Here is a 17,146-nt window from a genome sequence, read left to right on the forward strand (position 1 = left end):
TGAAATTTCTAAAAGCTTTTCAAAGCACTAATTTCAACGATTTATTAACAAAGTAAACACCGCTTTTGTTTACTAATTTCACAGAAAAAACAAGCTTTTTTCTCATTTTTTTTGTCAATTAGCTGACATAAGTACTTAGGTACGGTTTTTGTTTTTCAATTAGTAATTCACTAAATTTACAATACTAGAAATAAACATTATGGATGACAATTTTTCACCAAGAGTAAAAGATGTTATTACCTACAGTAAAGAAGAAGCTTTACGACTGGGTCATGACTTCATTGGGACAGAACACTTGATGCTTGGTATCCTTAGAGATGGTAATGGTAAAGCAATACAGATATTAAACAACTTATCTATAGACCTGGATCATTTACGTAGAAAGGTAGAAATCCTAAGCCCTGCAATCCCCGGAATAGATAGTAATTTAGAAAAGAAAAACCTGCATTTGACCCGTCAGGCGGAACGCGCTTTAAAAACAACATTTTTAGAAGCAAAAGTTTTCCAAAGCCCATCGGTCAGTACAGCACATCTGTTACTATGTATTTTAAGAAATGAAAACGATCCTACAACCAAGCTATTGAATAAACTAAAAATAGATTATGACGTAGCCAAAGAACAATATTTAAATATGACACCAAACGAAGAAGAATTCTTAGAAAACTTACCAAGAGCAACAGACTCTTATAATGACGATTTAGGACAAGATGACAGTCTAAAAGAAGGTAATTTCAACAACCCTGCTAATAAGTCCAATAAAAAATCCAAAACCCCTGTTTTAGACAACTTTGGTAGAGATTTAACTGACATGGCAGAAGAAGGAAAATTGGATCCTGTTGTAGGACGCGAAAAAGAAATTGAACGAGTTTGCCAAATTCTAAGTCGTCGCAAAAAAAACAACCCTTTATTAATTGGTGAACCAGGAGTGGGTAAATCTGCTATTGCTGAAGGCTTAGCTTTACGAATTATTCAAAAGAAAGTTTCCCGAATCTTATTTAACAAACGAGTAGTTACTTTAGATTTAGCAAGTTTAGTTGCCGGTACAAAATACAGAGGACAGTTTGAAGAACGCATGAAAGCCGTGATGAACGAATTAGAAAAAAATGATGATATCATTCTTTTCATTGACGAGATTCACACTATCGTAGGTGCTGGTGGAGCAACAGGCTCACTTGATGCTTCAAACATGTTTAAACCTGCTTTAGCCAGAGGTGAAATCCAATGTATTGGTGCAACAACCCTTGACGAATACAGACAGTACATTGAAAAAGACGGTGCCTTAGAAAGACGTTTTCAAAAAATCATTGTTGAACCTACTTCTGTAGAAGAAACAATCACCATTTTGAACAATGTTAAAAACAAATACGAAGACCATCACAACGTAACTTATACACCAGAAGCTATCGAAGCATGCGTTAAATTAACTAACCGATATATGTCGGAACGTTTTTTACCGGACAAAGCTATTGATGCTATGGATGAGGCAGGTTCTCGTGTACACATTACTAACATTGAAGTTCCTAAGAAAATATTAGACTTAGAACGTCAATTGGAAGAAATTAGAGAATTGAAAAATGCTGTAGTTAAAAAACAAAAATACGAGGAAGCTGCTAAACTTCGTGATGACGAAAAACGTCTTGAAAAAGATTTAGCTATTGCTCAGGAACAATGGGAAGAAGATGCTAAAAGCAATCGAATTCTGGTAACCGAAGACAATGTAGCCGATGTGGTTTCGATGATGACAGGTATTCCGGTAAATCGTATAGCGCAAACCGAAAGTAATAAATTAGCTAAATTACCTGAACTAATTGAAAGCAAGGTTATTGGACAAAAAGAAGCAGTGATTAAAATTGCCCGTTCTATTCAAAGAAACCGTGCCGGATTAAAAGATCCAAACAGACCAATTGGTTCGTTTATTTTCTTAGGTCAAACAGGAGTTGGAAAAACGCAATTAGCGAAAGTTTTAGCGAAAGAATTATTTGATTCTGAAGACGCCTTAGTACGTATTGACATGAGTGAATACATGGAAAAATTTGCTATTTCCCGTTTAATCGGAGCTCCTCCGGGATATGTTGGATACGAAGAAGGCGGACAATTAACTGAAAAAGTTCGTAGAAAACCTTATGCAGTGGTGCTTTTAGACGAAATTGAAAAAGCACATCCGGATGTATTCAACATGTTGTTACAGGTTCTTGATGATGGTTTCCTAACAGATAGTTTAGGCCGAAAAATCGACTTTAAAAACACTATTATTATCATGACTTCTAACGTAGGAGCACGACAATTAAAAGATTTTGGTCAGGGAGTAGGTTTTGGAACCGCTGCTAAAGTAGCTCAGGCAGATGACAATTCGAAAAGCATCATTGAAAACGCTTTAAAGAAAACATTTGCCCCTGAATTCTTAAACAGAATTGATGACGTAATTGTATTCAATGCTTTAGAAAAACACGATATCGATTTGATTATCGAAATCGAATTGAAAAAATTATACGCCAGAATAGCTGATTTAGGATATATTTTAAAACTTTCAGACGAAGCAAAAGCTTTTATTGCCGAAAAAGGTTTCGATAAACAATTTGGAGCCAGACCTCTAAAAAGAGCCATTCAAAAATACGTTGAAGATGCTTTAGCTGAAGAAATAATCACTTCAAAAATTGCAGCCGGTGACGAAATTTTCATGGATATCGAAGAAGGTTCTCAAGAACTAAATGTAAAAATTAACAAAGCAGGAGAAACAACTAATCTATAAAAATTGTTATCCTTTTTCATTAACAAACCCGTTACGTTTTCATAACATAACGGGTTTATTTATTTAACACTGGTTTATTTTTATTTGAAATACAAATAAGTAGTTTTAGCTTTTAAGATTTCAATAAAAATTACAATGAATAAAGTTATCGTAGGTAGTGAAGAATGGTGTTCGTTTCCTGAATTAGGAATTCCGGTTATTAAAGCCCGAGTAGACTCGGGAGCTAAAACCTCAGCCCTGCACGCCATCAATATTGCTCCTTTTATAAAAAATGAAACCAATTGGGTTAAATTTGACCTCAACCCTATACAAAACAATTCTAAAACAATTATTCATTGCGAAGCACCTTTAATTGACAAAAGAGTGGTAAAAAGCTCCAGCGGCTTCAGAGAACAACGCTATGTTATTCAAACCAATTTAAAAATTGGAGATACCAGCTGGGCCATAGAAATGACCCTGACTAATCGTGACACCATGGGCTATAGAATGCTATTAGGTCGTGAAGCTATGAGCGGAAGACTTTTAGTTGATCCCGAACAACAATTTTTATTAGGACAACCAAGTAGCGACAATCTAAAGGAAATCTACAAAAATTCAGAAAAAATGCCTAGCGGATTACGCATCGGTTTATTGGCAAGCAATCCTGAATTATACAGTAACAAAAGAATCATGGAGGCTGGAGAAATGCGTGGTCACGAAATGCATTTTTTGAATATCAAAGAATGCTACATAAAACTGGATGCTAAAAAACCCGAAATTCATTATCGTGGAGGAAAAATACTGAATGAATTTGACGCAATTATACCCCGGATTCGTCCAAGCGTTACCTTTTATGGCTGTGCTTTAACCAGACAATTTGAAGCCTTAAATGTATTTTGTCTCAATTCCTCAACTGCTATTACCCAATCCAGAGACAAACTCTTTTCTTTGCAATTGCTACTTCACAGCGGAATTGGAATCCCTACAACCGGATTCGCTAATTCACCGTTAGATACTGACGACTTAATTAAAATGGTGGGAGGGCCGCCATTAGTTGTCAAATTATTAGAAGGAACTCAGGGGAAAGGAGTTGTATTAGCCGAAACTAAAAAAGCTGCCGAAAGTGTTATCAATGCCTTCAAAAGTTTAAATGCAAATATTTTAGTTCAGGAATTCATCAAAGAGGCAAACGGAAAAGATCTGCGCCTATTTGTCGTTGATGGAAAAGTGGTCGCTACAATTCAACGTGAGGCAATGCCTGGCGAATTTAGAGCCAATATTCATCTTGGCGGAACAGCCTCCGTAATCAAAGCCACTCCGGAAGAAAAGAAAATAGCCATCAGAGCCACAAAAGCAATGGATTTAAAAGTTGCCGGAGTAGACATCATTCGATCAACAAAAGGACCTTTATTACTCGAGGTAAACTCTTCTCCCGGACTGGAAGGAATCGAAACAGCAACCAATAAAGACATTGCCGAAGAAATGATTAAAGCCATTGAAAAGAATTTCAAATTAGACGCAACAGCTAAACAGAAAGAACAATAAACAGTATAGAAAGAGTTCCATCACTATTTACATCTCTACTTATAGTATTAGCCAGTAGAGAACCAGACCCCATAACCGCAATTAATACAATAAAAAAACATGCAATCCCAGCGGTTTTTTTCATAAAAGCAAAAACTATAATTTTCTGACAAAAATATATATAATTTTTCATTGTTGACTGTTTTGAAAAAAATTAAAGTGTAAATCCAACATTTTGTTCAAAAAATCCAAAGAAGCGCTGAAAGTAGTCGTACTTTTCTAAATGCTATTATTACTTCTCTTCATAAAAATAACTATTTTTGCAGTCTAAAATTTTTATCGATGCCAAACAAAAAATACAAAATTGCCGTTATTCAACTGAATTTGAATGACATTGCCGAAAATAATTTAAAAAAATGTATCAGTTGGGTTAGAGATGCTGCCGCACAAGGAGCTGAAGTGATTTCTTTACCAGAATTATATAGCAGTCATTATTTCTGTCAAAGTGAAGATGTAGACAATTTTGCTTTGGCTGAACCTTTATACAGCACTTCTTTTATCGCATTTAGCGAATTAGCAAAAGAATTAGGTGTGGTGATTATTGTTCCTTTCTTCGAAAAAAGAATGGCCGGAATCTACCATAACAGTGCTTACATCATCGATACTGATGGAACTGAAGCCGGATTATACCGAAAAATGCATATTCCGGACGATCCTGCTTTCTATGAAAAATTTTATTTCACACCGGGGGACTTAGGTTTTAAAAATAATCCAACGAAAAAAGGAAATATTGGAACTTTAATCTGCTGGGATCAATGGTATCCGGAAGCAGCACGTTTAACTGCTTTAAAAGGTGCCGAAGTATTATTTTACCCAACAGCTATTGGTTGGCATCCTCAGGAAAAAGAACAATATGGCGAAAACCAATATGGTGCCTGGATGAATGTAATGAAAGGACATGCTGTTGCCAATGGTGTTTATGTAGCTGCTGCTAACCGAATTGGTTTAGAACAATATTTACCGGATACAGCCGGAATTGAATTCTGGGGAGCTTCCTTTATTTGTGGTCCGCAAGGAGAGATTTTAGCACAGGCTTCTCACGATAAAGAAGAAATTCTAATTGCTGAGGTTGATTTGGATTTACAGGAAAACGTACGTCAAAACTGGCCATTTTTCAGAGACCGAAGAATCGATGCCTTTGGAGATATTACTAAAAGAGCTATTGACTAGAATTTCAAAAAGTTAACCGTAAAGTTTCTCAAAGGAAGTACAAAGGCTCGCAAAGTAATTTAATTACTTTGTATAAACTTTAAAAACTTAAATAAAAATGGACCAAAACAACACGTTTTAGTCCATTTTCTTTTTTCATATACTTTTCACAAATCCTCTTATGGCCTGTCAAAAGACTTAGAGTTCTTTAAATAGCACGCAGATTTTGGCAGATTTATACAGCTTTTTTTAACCCTTTGTGGAGCTTAGCTTTTCTTAGCGAATCTTTGTGATAAAAAATTATTGTAAGTTCGGTTGGAAAAACTTAACTGTTCCATCTCCTTCACTGCTTACCACTAATAAACTTCTTTTGTTTGGACTCTTCGAAGCAGGAACAAACAACAATCCTTCAGGGGCATCTCCTGTTTTAATACTTTGCAAATATTGTGGCGCCGAAGGATTCGTAATATCATAAACCATTACCGTATCGGTTCTTTCCAAACCAACAAACAAGATGTTTTTATTCCCCATCTTGGCAACTACCACCGCTTCCGGTTCAGAACCTTTGTCATCACTACGAGCATCATCATAAGTTCCAAAATCATTTGAACGTTTATCCAAATCGTTTTTACTGTCAAAAACCAAACTTCCGGTATTTCCGTTCCAAATAGTGAACGAACGTGCTCCAAAACTAATTAACTCATCCAAATCGCCGTCGTTATCGGTATCGCCTTCTGTCGAAATCAAATTCAAACGTCCCATTGAGGCATCGGCTTTTAGAGTAGCTGCATTAGGAAAAACAGTCGCATCTAAAGTCAATGTCTTTAATCTGGCTACATCTGTATAAGGATTGTATTCTCTGGCATCACCTTCATTGGCTGTAATAAAATATGACGTTCCATTTACCGTATAATTTGCAATGGCATCCGGCATGTACATCCCTTTTAATTTCCAGGGATTAAATGCTATAGTCAAATCTTTATCACTAACATCAATTCCGTTTTCGGCAGTATTAAAATCTTTATAGCCCAATCCAAATAACGAAGTGATTGTTTTAGAAGCCAAATCTATCTTAGCCACTCCGTTATTTTCCTGCAAAGTTACCCAGGCAGTTTTTGAATCGGCAGAAATTGTGATGTATTCCGGTTCTATATCAGCAGCAAAGCTTTTAGCTGTTTTTGAAACTCTAAATCCTTTGGTTTTTAAAGTAGTCAACTGACTTGCAAAACCAGCAAAATTCAAAGTGGTTACCGCATAATTATTGTTGACTTCAATAATAGAAACTGAACCATCCGGATCTACCGAATAATCCGCATTTGGTTCTCCTTCGTTTGCCGTCATAATATATTTACCATCTGGTGAAAAAGTGACCATATCCGGCAGAGCTCCCACGGTAATTTCTTTAATCAAGCTATAATCGGACGTATTAAAAACAACTACTTTTCCATTCCCTTGTTTGTTTACAGTCGATTCCAAAGCAACTGCCAGTTTCCCTCCGTAAACAGAAACACTATTTGAAGCACCACTATAAACGGATAAATCAATCACCGCTAATTTTTTAGGATTTGCAGGATCCGATACATCAACAACATCAATTTGATTAGTTGCACTGTTGTTTACCGTAAAAAGTCTTTTAGTAGTTTCATCATACGCACTGATTTCGGCTGCAGCTAATCCGCCAATAGTTATGATACCTACTTCTTTAAAACTTGCCACATCTTCGTTAATCTCAATTTCCTGATTGTTGTCACTTTTTTCATTTTCACAACTGCAAAATATAAACAGCGCTGCTATTAATGAAATTCCAAAATTTTTCATGTTTTTTCTTTTTGATAGTTTTCAGCAAAAATAAACGCAGCATGAAACTTTTGGATTAAGCCAGGATTATCAAATATTTAACAAGAATGAATGCGATGTTAGCAAATGGTTTCGAAAAAACAATCAAGGTTAAGACACTGAAAAAATAACAACATAAAAAAAGAGGATATGGATTCCTCTTTGGGGTATTTTGAATATTATCAAATAATTATTTCGCTTTATATAATGTCATTTTTTTATTTTCAGGATTAATTTTGACATAACCACCTACGATCGTAACAAAAACATTTTTCTTATCGAGTACTAAAACTGATGTTGGACGTAAACCTTGCCAAAATAATTCATCAAAAACAGTTGTTACTTGCCAATTTTTATCAATCATATAAAAACCTTTGTTACCTGCTATATATAAAATATCTTTGTAAATATACATTGCATCGGGTGAACTCCCAAGTTTTATAGCTTTGGAGATTATAAACGAATTATCTGTGCTTTGAAGTTTATAGAGATTACCATAATTATCCCCCATATGTGCTAAACCTCCCATAAAGCAAATAGAATCATTAAATTTAAAAATGAAACTTACATTTCCACCTTTAATGCGTTTCGATTCTTTAAGAATTTTTGCTAATGGATCATTTTCATCATACATTAAACTTATAAAAGAACTGGGACGAATTTCATTCATATTTTTTCCATTGACAAAAAATTGTTTAGTAGAATCTTTAGCTTTAAAAAATAACCCACCTCCCCATTCACCTTTATTAATTCCTATTAATTTTCCGTTTGGAATATCAAATATGACATTAGAATTCGATTTAAATTTATCTATTTGAATTTTACCATTTTTCAATGAAAATATAAACTTTCTATCTGATGCACGATTAAATTCATACCATTCTTTACTAAGTCTTTTAGGTATTGGACAAGCTATAAAATCTTTTAAAGAATAGTCCTGAGCTAAACAAAGCAAAGGATTATTTATAAACAACAAAATGGATATAAAACGTATTATTTTCATTTTGGAATAAAATATTAAATCAGAGACTTATCAAATATAACCAACTTTATCTCACAAATCATTCTTTTGAAATTTATTTTTCCTATAAAAAATCATTTCCCTAGTCCTGACCGAAGAGGAAAGCGCATACAGAGAGAGCCTTTCATTTTTCTTGTACTGGGATAGCTACTATAAGAAACTCTTGCCTGTACTTAGATAAACAAGTTATACCCAAAAACTTTGTAAAAGACTGCTGGAAATTGCTCCATAAAAAACTATAAGTAACAATGGTTACTCATTTTTATAATCCTTACGAATGCTTATATTTGCGGTCATCAAATTTTAGCATCTTTTTTATGACAACTACAAACAGACGTTTTCCTGCTGAATGGGAAAAGCAAGAAGGAATTTTACTTTGTTTTCCACATAACGGAAACGATTGGCCGGGAAAATACGAAGCAATTCAATGGGCTTTTGTAGAGTTTATTAAAAAAGTAGCTGCTTACGAAAAAGTTTTTCTGGTAGTTATTGACGAAAAACTGCAAGCCAAAGTAACTGACATGTTGGACCGTGCCCGCGTGAATCTGGATCAGATTACTTTTATCCAACAAAAAACAAACAGAAGTTGGATGCGTGACTCAGGCCCTATTGTAGTATATAAAGACGGAAAAAGAGAAGCCTTAAATTTCAACTTTAATGGTTGGGCAAAATACAAAAACTTCCAACTTGACAAACACGTTCCTGCAAAAGTAGCTGATGCTTTAAATCTTCCGTTAACACAAGTAGTATACAAAGGGAAGCCTGTAATTGTAGAAGGCGGTGCTATTGATGTCAATGGCAAAGGAACTTTATTAACTTCCGAAGAATGTCTGATGCACCCGAGTATTCAGGTACGCAATGCTGGTTTTACCAAAGAGGACTACGAAGCTGTTTTCAAAGAATACCTGGGTATTACCAATGTAATCTGGCTAGGTGACGGAATTGAAGGTGATGACACTCATGGTCATATTGATGATTTGGCACGATTTGTAAACGAAGATACCATCGTGACAATAGTAGAAACTGATCCGAATGACGCCAACTACAAACCATTGCAGGACAATTTAAAACGCTTGCAAAGTGCTAAATTAGAAAACGGAAAATCGCCTGTGATTGTAGCTTTACCAATGCCAAAACGTTTGGATTTTGAAGATTTACGCTTACCTGCAAGTTATGCTAATTTCCTTATTTTAAACAACTGTGTTTTAGTTCCTGTTTTCAATGACCCTAACGATAGAAAAGCCTTAAACATATTAGCCGAATGTTTCCCTGACAGAGAAATTATCGGAATTAGCGCGATTGACTTAATTTGGGGCTTTGGAACACTACACTGCTTAAGTCAGCAAATACCGGAATAATATTTACATTTTTTTTGTAAACGCAAAGAGAAAAAGTTTACCACAAAGCTTCGCAAAGTTTTTTTAAAGATTTTGCGAAGCTTTACTATTTTTAATCTGCCAAAATCTGCTGAATCTGCGTGCTATAATTTTACAAGCAGATTCAATACATTATTTTTCTTTGTAAACTTTGCGAAGAACTTTCAAAACTTTGCGGTTATTTTTTTCACCACAGATTAACACAGATTTTATAAATATTTTCATTTATGAAAATAACTTATCTGAGCTTCTTATCTTTTCAGAAAGTATAAAACTTATATGACTTATATGGTGAAAAACATTTAGCCATTGATTAACACATATTATAAAAAAAATTTGCGAATCTTTGCGTTTACTCAGAGAGCCTTAGCGGAAAAACTTTGCGGTTAAATGATGCTCTTATAAAGCATTGCACATAAAATCCCGAATCCAAAACTCAATAAAGTTCCTATCAAAATATATTCAGTCAAACGAACATCTTTGGATTCTTTTAAATCACCAAACCTAAAAATAGATTTGGCTGCCAATAAAAACCCTATTCCTTCCCAGAAATTAATCACGACAAAAAAGAAGATAAACAGCCGTTCCAAAATCCCAATATATTTCCCGGCGTTATTGGTATCTCCGGTATCAATTTTTATAATTTGCTCACTCCATTTAGACAACAGCACTTTTAAAATAATAGCACTTACATAAGTCACAGCAACCAAAGCCGTAATTAAAGCCAAACTTTGCTGTGAATACAAACTTGCAATAGCAATTTCACATGGAAAATAATACAATACCACCATAGCAATCACAGCCAAATGCGTCAACTGATCAATAAAAAACCAGGTTTTTTCTGTTTTCTTTTTTTCAAAATATAATTTGGCGCAATCAATCCCAAAATGACTCAAAGCAATCAAAACTATAGCCAGAAAATATTTTGAAGCAAACTGTGTTGTAATAAGCAACAACAGCAAATGCACTCCTATGTGGTAATATAAATATTTTGACTTGATTTTTTTCTTCTTCTTGTCTTTTACCCAAGTTGTGGGCTGCAATAAAAAATCACCTATAAAATGGGCCAAAAGCAAACTTAAAAATAATACTACCATTGTTTTTTAATTTCTTGTTTGTAAAATGCAATCGTATTTTTTATCTCCTCATAACCCGCTCTTTTAAGCGAAGAGCTTATCGAACTTTGGCTTTTTCTATTCAGAGCTGTAGCCAATTGATTTTGGTTAACCCCCGGGTTTTCTAAAGCTTTCTTTAAAATTTCAGCCGAAGTACTCGTCCAGTTATCTGCAACTAAAAGAAGCAAAGGTATTATAACTTCAAATGCTGAATTGAATCCCGTCCAGGGTGTTTTTATGCCCAATGTTTGTTTTTTTAAAGCCTCAAAACACTCGCCTGAATTGATAAAAGCTACACCATTAGATTCTGTTATCTTATCGGCATTATAATCGATAGTCCCCACTCCTATTGCTATACGCGCGTCAAGTGCTTTATGTTGTTTGATAGTAGCTTTAATCAACAATGCTATTTCAAGTGCATCTTCGACCGGAACAACTAACTGAAAACTATCGCCCCGATAAATCTCCCAATCTTTAGGTTCACTGCCATAACTATTCAAAACAGCCTTTAAATCAGCCAGCCATACAGCAGAAGCCAGTTTTCGGGAATGCATAATATCTCCTGTAATTACCGCTTTCATAATTTATGATTTTAATGCAAGATACAAAAAAATATCGCTAAATAAAGTGATATTTAAAATTATCGCTAAATTAAACGATATTTAAAATTATCGTCAAATTAAACGATAACAAATCAAAATTTGCATTTTCAGAATTCCCAATTATAAACTATCTTCGTTTTCAAAATTGAAAATCTCTAAATGTCTTCTAACAATCTCCTGCTCACTCCTATCGAATACTTAAAAGGCGTTGGTCCCAGTCGGGGCGAGTTGCTTCGCAAGGAATTAGGGATTCATAAATATGCTGATTTACTCAATTTTTATCCTAATCGCTACATCGACAGAACCCGATATTACAAAATCAACGAGTTACAAAACAACATTGCCGAAGTACAAATCATCGGGAAGATTATCAATATCAAAACGGTAGAATTTGCCAAAGGCAGAAAACGTCTGGTAGCTACTTTTGTAGATGATACCGGCCAAATGGAATTAGTATGGTTTCAGGGGCACAAATGGATTCGGGAATCTCTGAAATTAAATCAAACCATAGTGATTTTTGGAAAATGTACTTCGTTTAACGGCATGTACAATATGGCACATCCCGAAATCGAACTGTTAAGCGAACACGAACAAAGTTTGCGTTCAGCGATGCAACCCGTTTATCCTTCAACCGAAACCCTGACTAATCGTGGAATTTCAAATCGTGTCATTAACAAAATGATGCAGCAATTATTTCTGGAAACACAAGCCTTGTTTACAGAAACTTTGCCTGATTACTTAACGCAACAGTTAAAGTTAATTCCTAAAAACGCTGCTTTATTCAACATACATTTTCCTAAAAGTGCCGATGCTTTGGCGAAAGCCCAATTTCGATTAAAATTTGAAGAATTGTTTTTTATTCAGATACAACTGATTATGAAAAACATGATTCAGAAGCACAAAATCAAAGGACACTCTTTTACTAAAGTAGGCGAATTTTTCAACGAGTTTTACCAAAACCACCTTCCTTTTGAACTGACTAATGCTCAAAAAAGAGTAATTAAGGAAATTCGAACGGATATGGGGAGCAATGCCCAAATGAATCGCTTATTGCAAGGCGATGTGGGTTCGGGAAAAACCATTGTAGCTTTTATGAGTATGTTATTGGCTATGGATAATGGTTTTCAGGCTTGCTTAATGGCTCCAACAGAAATCTTAGCCAATCAGCATTTTTCAGGACTTTCAGCATTAGCTAAAAAGCTGAATTTAAATATAAAAATACTAACAGGTTCAACTAAAACTTCAGATAGAAAAATTATCCACGAAGAACTTGAAAACGGCAGTTTACAAATTCTTATTGGTACTCATGCCTTACTGGAAGACAAGGTAAAATTTCATAGTTTAGGTTTAGCAATCATTGATGAGCAACATCGTTTTGGGGTAGAACAACGTTCTAAATTATGGAAGAAAAACGATATTCCGCCACACATTTTAGTGATGACCGCTACTCCTATTCCGCGTACTCTGGCAATGAGTTTGTATGGCGATTTAGATATTTCGGTTATTGACGAATTACCTCCGGGAAGAAAACCCATTCAAACGGTACATCGTTACGATAGTAATCGTTTGAAAATTTGGAAATTTATTCGGGACGAAATTGCTTTGGGTCGCCAAATATACATTGTTTATCCGTTGATTCAGGAATCGGAAAAGATGGATTACAAAGATTTAATGGACGGTTACGAAAGCATTTCAAGAGATTTTCCGCTGCCGCAATACGCCGTTTCTATTGTTCATGGCAAAATGAAACCGGCTGATAAAGATGCCGAAATGAAACGCTTTTCCGAGGGAAAAACTAATATTATGGTGGCTACAACAGTAATCGAAGTAGGTGTAAATGTTCCTAATGCCTCGGTAATGATTATCGAAAGTGCTGAACGTTTTGGTCTTTCACAACTACACCAATTGCGTGGTCGCGTAGGTCGTGGTGCCGAGCAAAGTTATTGTATTTTGATTACCAGCCACAAATTGAGTTCAGACAGTAAAACCCGAATGGAAACGATGGTACGCACCAATGACGGCTTTGAAATTGCCGAAGTTGATTTAAAACTACGCGGTCCCGGAAACCTAATGGGAACCCAACAAAGTGGCGTATTAAACCTTCAAATTGCAGATATCGTTAAAGACCGTGAAATATTATCACTCGCCCGAGCACATGCTTTAAAAATACTTTCAGACGATGCCCCGTTACAAAAACCGGAACACGCTGTTTTAAGAGCTGTGTATATAGAACTAACAAAGAAAAAAAATATTTGGAATTACATTAGTTAAAACAACTTTAAATCATGATTTCGTACAACCCAAAAGACTGGATTACTTTTATTTTTCGTTTTCACAAAGCCGATACTTTTCGAAAATTGTTTCCATTAATCATACTTATTGGAATTTATTCAGCAGCAGTAGCCTATCTCGAACTCGAATATTGGGATTTACCCGATGACAGTCACGTAAAAAACATTTCGATGATGCACGGAATGCTGGGATTTGTAATTTCGTTATTATTAGTTTTCAGAACAAATACGGCTTATGATCGCTGGTGGGAAGGCCGTAAAATGTGGGGCGCATTGGTAAACAACAGTCGTAACCTGGCTTTAAAATTAAACGCCATTATTGAAGACGAAAAAGACAGGGCTTTTTTCAGAAAAATAATTCCTGCTTATGTCTCTATTTTAAACAAACATTTAAAAGACGAAGAAACGGGTAAACAATTATCGGAGGAAATTTCGTTTCCGGTAAACCATCATACACATCGTCCAAATCAGGTTGCGAAAATGCTCTTTATGAAAGTAAATGAATTGTATAAATCTCAAAAAATCACCGGAGACCAACTGATTATTTTAAACAACGAAATTCAGTCTTTTACGGATATTTGCGGTGCCTGTGAACGCATTAAAAACACTCCTATTCCCTATTCTTACAGTGTTTTTCTAAAAAAATTCATCTTTTTCTACGTAATGACTTTACCTTTTGGGTATGTATTTAATTTGGGGTATTTTGTAATTCCCGTAGTGGTTTTTATCTTTTATGTTTTGGCCAGTTTAGAATTAATTGCCGAAGAAATTGAAGAACCTTTTGGGCATGACGACAATGATTTACCAACCACTAAAATTGCAGCGAATATTAAGAAACATGTCGAGGAATTAATTCAATAAGTGCCTTTTAGAATACTATAAAATCATCATTCCAAAATTGTTTATTGGAAGACAGATAAATTATAAAAAGTGACTTTAATAACTTTGAAGCTCGGTTGACAATGTTTATATTTGCAACCTTATTAAAATTTACAAATGAAAATATCATACAACTGGTTAAAACAATTCATTAAAACCGACTGGAATTCAGAACAAACAGCAGCCTTATTGACTGATTTAGGTCTTGAGGTAGAAGTGGTTGAAAAATATCAATCTGTAAAAGGAGGATTAGAAGGTATTGTTGTTGGCCATGTACTTACATGCGAAAAACATCCGGATGCCGACAAATTAAAAGTAACTACTGTTGATTTAGGAAATGGTACACCAATACAAGTTGTTTGTGGTGCCAGCAATGTAGCAGCAGGACAAAAAGTGCCGGTAGCAACCATTGGAACTGTTTTATATGATAAAGAAGGAAATTCATTTACTATAAAAAAAGGAAAAATCCGAGGACAGGAAAGTCATGGAATGATTTGTGCCGAGGACGAATTAGGTCTGGGAGAAAGCCATGACGGAATTATGGTTCTAGATGATGCTTTAGTTCCGGGAACTCCTGCAGCTAAAGTTTTCAAAATAGAAAATGATGAGGTTTTCGAAATAGGTTTAACACCAAACCGCGCCGATGCGATGAGCCATCTGGGTACTGCCAGAGATTTAAGAGCCGGATTATTACAAAATGGTGTGAGCGTTGAATTAATTACGCCGTCAGTTAGTAATTTTAGAGTGGATATGCGTACCTTAAAAATTGATGTTAAGGTTGAAGCAACTGCTTTAGCACCTCGTTATTGTGGAGTTACGATTTCAGGTATCACCGTAAAACCTTCTCCTGCCTGGTTACAGGATCGTTTGAAAGCTATTGGAATCAATCCAAAAAACAATATTGTCGATGTAACTAATTATGTTTTGCACGATTTAGGACAACCATTACATGCTTTTGACGCTGCCAAAATCAATGGGAAAATCCATGTAAAAACAGTTGAAGCAGGAACAAAATTCATCACTTTGGATGAAGTGGAAAGAACATTACATGAAGAAGATTTGATGATTTGTGATGATAAAGGTCCACTATGTATTGCAGGTGTTTTAGGAGGACAAAACTCCGGAGTAAGTAACAACACTACTTCTATTTTCTTAGAAAGTGCTTATTTCAATCCGGTGAGTATCAGAAAAACAGCCAAAAGACATCAATTAAGTACAGATGCTTCCTTCAGATTTGAAAGAGGGATTGATCCTTCCATTACAGCTTATGCTTTAAAACGTGCGGCTTTATTAATTCAGGAAGTAGCCGGTGGAAATATTACTTCAGAAATTGTTGAAATTTACACTAAAAAGGTAGAAGATTTCTCTGTATTTGTAAATTTTGATAAGGTTACTAAAATTATCGGCCAACAAATTCCAAAAGACACTATCAAAAAAATATTAGCTTCATTAGATATTAAAGTCAATAGTGTTTCGGATGCCGGTTTAGGATTAACAATTCCTGCTTATCGTGTAGATGTACAAAGAGAAATTGATGTTATTGAAGAAATTCTGAGAGTTTACGGTTATAATAAAATTGATTTTTCAAATAAGTTAAATGCTACTGTTTTCAACGCTCCGAGAAACGAAGATTATAAAGTACAAAATATTGTTGGCAATCAACTGAATTCACAAGGATTCCACGAAATGATGGCCAATTCATTGACTACTGCTTCTTATGTTCAGCTTTCAGAAATGTTAAAAGAAGAGCACAATGTAACGATGTTAAATCCATTGAGCAACGATTTGGCAGCTATGCGCCAATCATTATTATTCTCCGGATTAGAAGCTATTGCTTATAACATCAATCGTAAAAATGCCGATTTAAGATTATTCGAATTTGGAAAATCCTACCATAAATTCCTTTCGGGTTATGAAGAACAAAAACACCTTACGCTATTTTTAACAGGAAACAGAAATCAGGAAAACTGGACTAATCCACAAAAACCTTCCGATTTCTTCTTATTCAAAGGTTATGTAGAAGGAATTTTTACCCGATTAGGAATTCAAAAAACACAAAACAGCCCTGTAAAATCTGATGTTTTCTCAGAAGGAATTGCGATTGTTTCCGGTCATAATATTTTAGTTGAATTTGGTGTGGTAAAAAAATCTATTCTGAAACATTTCGGAATTAAACAAGAGGTTTTCTTTGCTGATTTTAATTGGGAAAATGTTTTAAAATCGATTCCAAACAAAATTAAGTACAGCGAAATCACTAAATATCCGGAAGTACGTAGAGACTTGGCTTTATTGATTGACCAAAATGTAAACTACGACAGTATTTACGCAATTGCAAGACAAACTGAGAAAAGCTTACTAAAAAACATCAACCTTTTTGATGTATATGAAGGTAAAAATCTGCCGGAAGGTAAAAAATCATATGCTTTAAGTTTTATCCTTCAGGATGATTCAAAAACACTTACTGATGCTCAAATTGATAAAATCATGAGCAAACTGCAAAAGAATTTTGAAACTGAACTTGGAGCCAGTTTGAGATAATTCTCAACATTTCAAATAAAACAAAAC

12 protein-coding genes are annotated in these 17,146 nt (G+C 34.9%); 7 read left to right on the forward strand and 5 right to left on the reverse strand.

What is annotated here, in order from left to right:
• The first annotated feature begins 199 nt into the window (after positions 1 to 199).
• Positions 200 to 2,749 carry an ATP-dependent Clp protease ATP-binding subunit gene (locus BLR17_RS10010; RefSeq protein ID WP_066323824.1) on the forward strand — a complete coding sequence of 850 codons (2,550 nt, stop codon included), beginning with the start codon at positions 200 to 202 and terminating at the stop codon, positions 2,747 to 2,749.
• 129 nt (positions 2,750 to 2,878) lie between these two features.
• Positions 2,879 to 4,273 carry a 30S ribosomal protein S6--L-glutamate ligase gene (gene rimK / locus BLR17_RS10015; protein WP_139068305.1) on the forward strand — a complete coding sequence of 465 codons (1,395 nt, stop codon included), beginning with the start codon at positions 2,879 to 2,881 and terminating at the stop codon, positions 4,271 to 4,273.
• On the opposite strand, the gene BLR17_RS10020 is transcribed toward rimK, so the two are convergent.
• A complete protein-coding gene (locus BLR17_RS10020; protein ID WP_066323821.1) occupies positions 4,254 to 4,445 on the reverse strand; it encodes a hypothetical protein in 192 nt (63 codons plus the stop codon). The two genes, rimK and BLR17_RS10020, sit on opposite strands and share 20 nt — an antisense overlap.
• A 149-nt stretch (positions 4,446 to 4,594) precedes the next feature.
• Between BLR17_RS10020 and BLR17_RS10025 the strand changes: the two genes are divergently transcribed.
• A complete protein-coding gene (locus BLR17_RS10025; RefSeq protein ID WP_066323818.1) occupies positions 4,595 to 5,482 on the forward strand; it encodes a carbon-nitrogen hydrolase in 888 nt (295 codons plus the stop codon).
• A 279-nt stretch (positions 5,483 to 5,761) separates the two neighbouring features.
• On the opposite strand, the gene BLR17_RS10030 is transcribed toward BLR17_RS10025, so the two are convergent.
• Positions 5,762 to 7,279 carry a choice-of-anchor I family protein gene (locus BLR17_RS10030; protein WP_066323816.1) on the reverse strand — a complete coding sequence of 506 codons (1,518 nt, stop codon included), beginning with the start codon at positions 7,277 to 7,279 and terminating at the stop codon, positions 5,762 to 5,764.
• 208 nt (positions 7,280 to 7,487) lie between these two features.
• Entirely contained in the window at positions 7,488 to 8,300 is an 813-nt protein-coding gene (locus BLR17_RS10035) for a hypothetical protein (RefSeq protein ID WP_066323814.1), read from the reverse strand.
• A gap of 335 nt (positions 8,301 to 8,635) precedes the next feature.
• Here BLR17_RS10035 and BLR17_RS10040 point away from each other — a divergent pair, with 335 nt between their 5' ends.
• Complete coding sequence (locus tag BLR17_RS10040) at positions 8,636 to 9,676, forward strand: agmatine deiminase family protein (RefSeq protein ID WP_066323812.1); 1,041 nt, start codon at positions 8,636 to 8,638, stop codon at positions 9,674 to 9,676.
• Between the two features lie 404 nt (positions 9,677 to 10,080).
• Here the strand turns inward: BLR17_RS10040 and BLR17_RS10045 are convergent, their stop codons facing one another.
• Complete coding sequence (locus BLR17_RS10045; protein ID WP_066323810.1) at positions 10,081 to 10,791, reverse strand: DUF3307 domain-containing protein; 711 nt, start codon at positions 10,789 to 10,791, stop codon at positions 10,081 to 10,083.
• Complete coding sequence (locus tag BLR17_RS10050) at positions 10,785 to 11,390, reverse strand: transcriptional regulator (protein ID WP_066323809.1); 606 nt, start codon at positions 11,388 to 11,390, stop codon at positions 10,785 to 10,787. The genes BLR17_RS10045 and BLR17_RS10050 overlap by 7 nt, the downstream gene beginning before the upstream one ends.
• 180 nt (positions 11,391 to 11,570) lie before the next feature.
• Between BLR17_RS10050 and recG the strand changes: the two genes are divergently transcribed.
• The 3 genes from recG to pheT all read left to right on the forward strand — a co-directional run bounded on the left by recG (position 11,571) and on the right by pheT (position 17,119).
• Entirely contained in the window at positions 11,571 to 13,682 is a 2,112-nt protein-coding gene (recG, locus tag BLR17_RS10055) for an ATP-dependent DNA helicase RecG (protein WP_066323807.1), read from the forward strand.
• Positions 13,683 to 13,696: 14 nt separating this feature from the next.
• The gene (locus tag BLR17_RS10060; protein WP_066323804.1) at positions 13,697 to 14,563 is read left to right on the forward strand and encodes a bestrophin family protein; all 867 of its coding nucleotides are present in this window, start codon (positions 13,697 to 13,699) and stop codon (positions 14,561 to 14,563) included.
• Between the two features lie 135 nt (positions 14,564 to 14,698).
• The gene (pheT, locus tag BLR17_RS10065; RefSeq protein ID WP_066323801.1) at positions 14,699 to 17,119 is read left to right on the forward strand and encodes a phenylalanine--tRNA ligase subunit beta; all 2,421 of its coding nucleotides are present in this window, start codon (positions 14,699 to 14,701) and stop codon (positions 17,117 to 17,119) included.
• Positions 17,120 to 17,146: the final 27 nt, after the last annotated feature.

The sequence above is a fragment of the Flavobacterium glycines genome, assembly GCF_900100165.1.
Taxonomy (GTDB): Bacteria; Bacteroidota; Bacteroidia; order Flavobacteriales; family Flavobacteriaceae; genus Flavobacterium; species Flavobacterium glycines.

What these genes read in the sequence shown, in the direction of transcription:
- BLR17_RS10045 (WP_066323810.1), bottom strand. Translation starts at nt 10,791, where the DNA reads ATGGTAGTATTATTTTTAAGTTTGCTTTTGGCCCATTTTATAGGTGAT.
- BLR17_RS10020 (WP_066323821.1), bottom strand. Translation starts at nt 4,445, where the DNA reads ATGAAAAATTATATATATTTTTGTCAGAAAATTATAGTTTTTGCTTTT.
- BLR17_RS10025 (WP_066323818.1), top strand. Translation starts at nt 4,595, where the DNA reads ATGCCAAACAAAAAATACAAAATTGCCGTTATTCAACTGAATTTGAAT.
- BLR17_RS10040 (WP_066323812.1), top strand. Translation starts at nt 8,636, where the DNA reads ATGACAACTACAAACAGACGTTTTCCTGCTGAATGGGAAAAGCAAGAA.
- BLR17_RS10010 (WP_066323824.1), top strand. Translation starts at nt 200, where the DNA reads ATGGATGACAATTTTTCACCAAGAGTAAAAGATGTTATTACCTACAGT.
- BLR17_RS10035 (WP_066323814.1), bottom strand. Translation starts at nt 8,300, where the DNA reads ATGAAAATAATACGTTTTATATCCATTTTGTTGTTTATAAATAATCCT.
- BLR17_RS10050 (WP_066323809.1), bottom strand. Translation starts at nt 11,390, where the DNA reads ATGAAAGCGGTAATTACAGGAGATATTATGCATTCCCGAAAACTGGCT.
- pheT (WP_066323801.1), top strand. Translation starts at nt 14,699, where the DNA reads ATGAAAATATCATACAACTGGTTAAAACAATTCATTAAAACCGACTGG.
- BLR17_RS10060 (WP_066323804.1), top strand. Translation starts at nt 13,697, where the DNA reads ATGATTTCGTACAACCCAAAAGACTGGATTACTTTTATTTTTCGTTTT.
- recG (WP_066323807.1), top strand. Translation starts at nt 11,571, where the DNA reads ATGTCTTCTAACAATCTCCTGCTCACTCCTATCGAATACTTAAAAGGC.
- BLR17_RS10030 (WP_066323816.1), bottom strand. Translation starts at nt 7,279, where the DNA reads ATGAAAAATTTTGGAATTTCATTAATAGCAGCGCTGTTTATATTTTGC.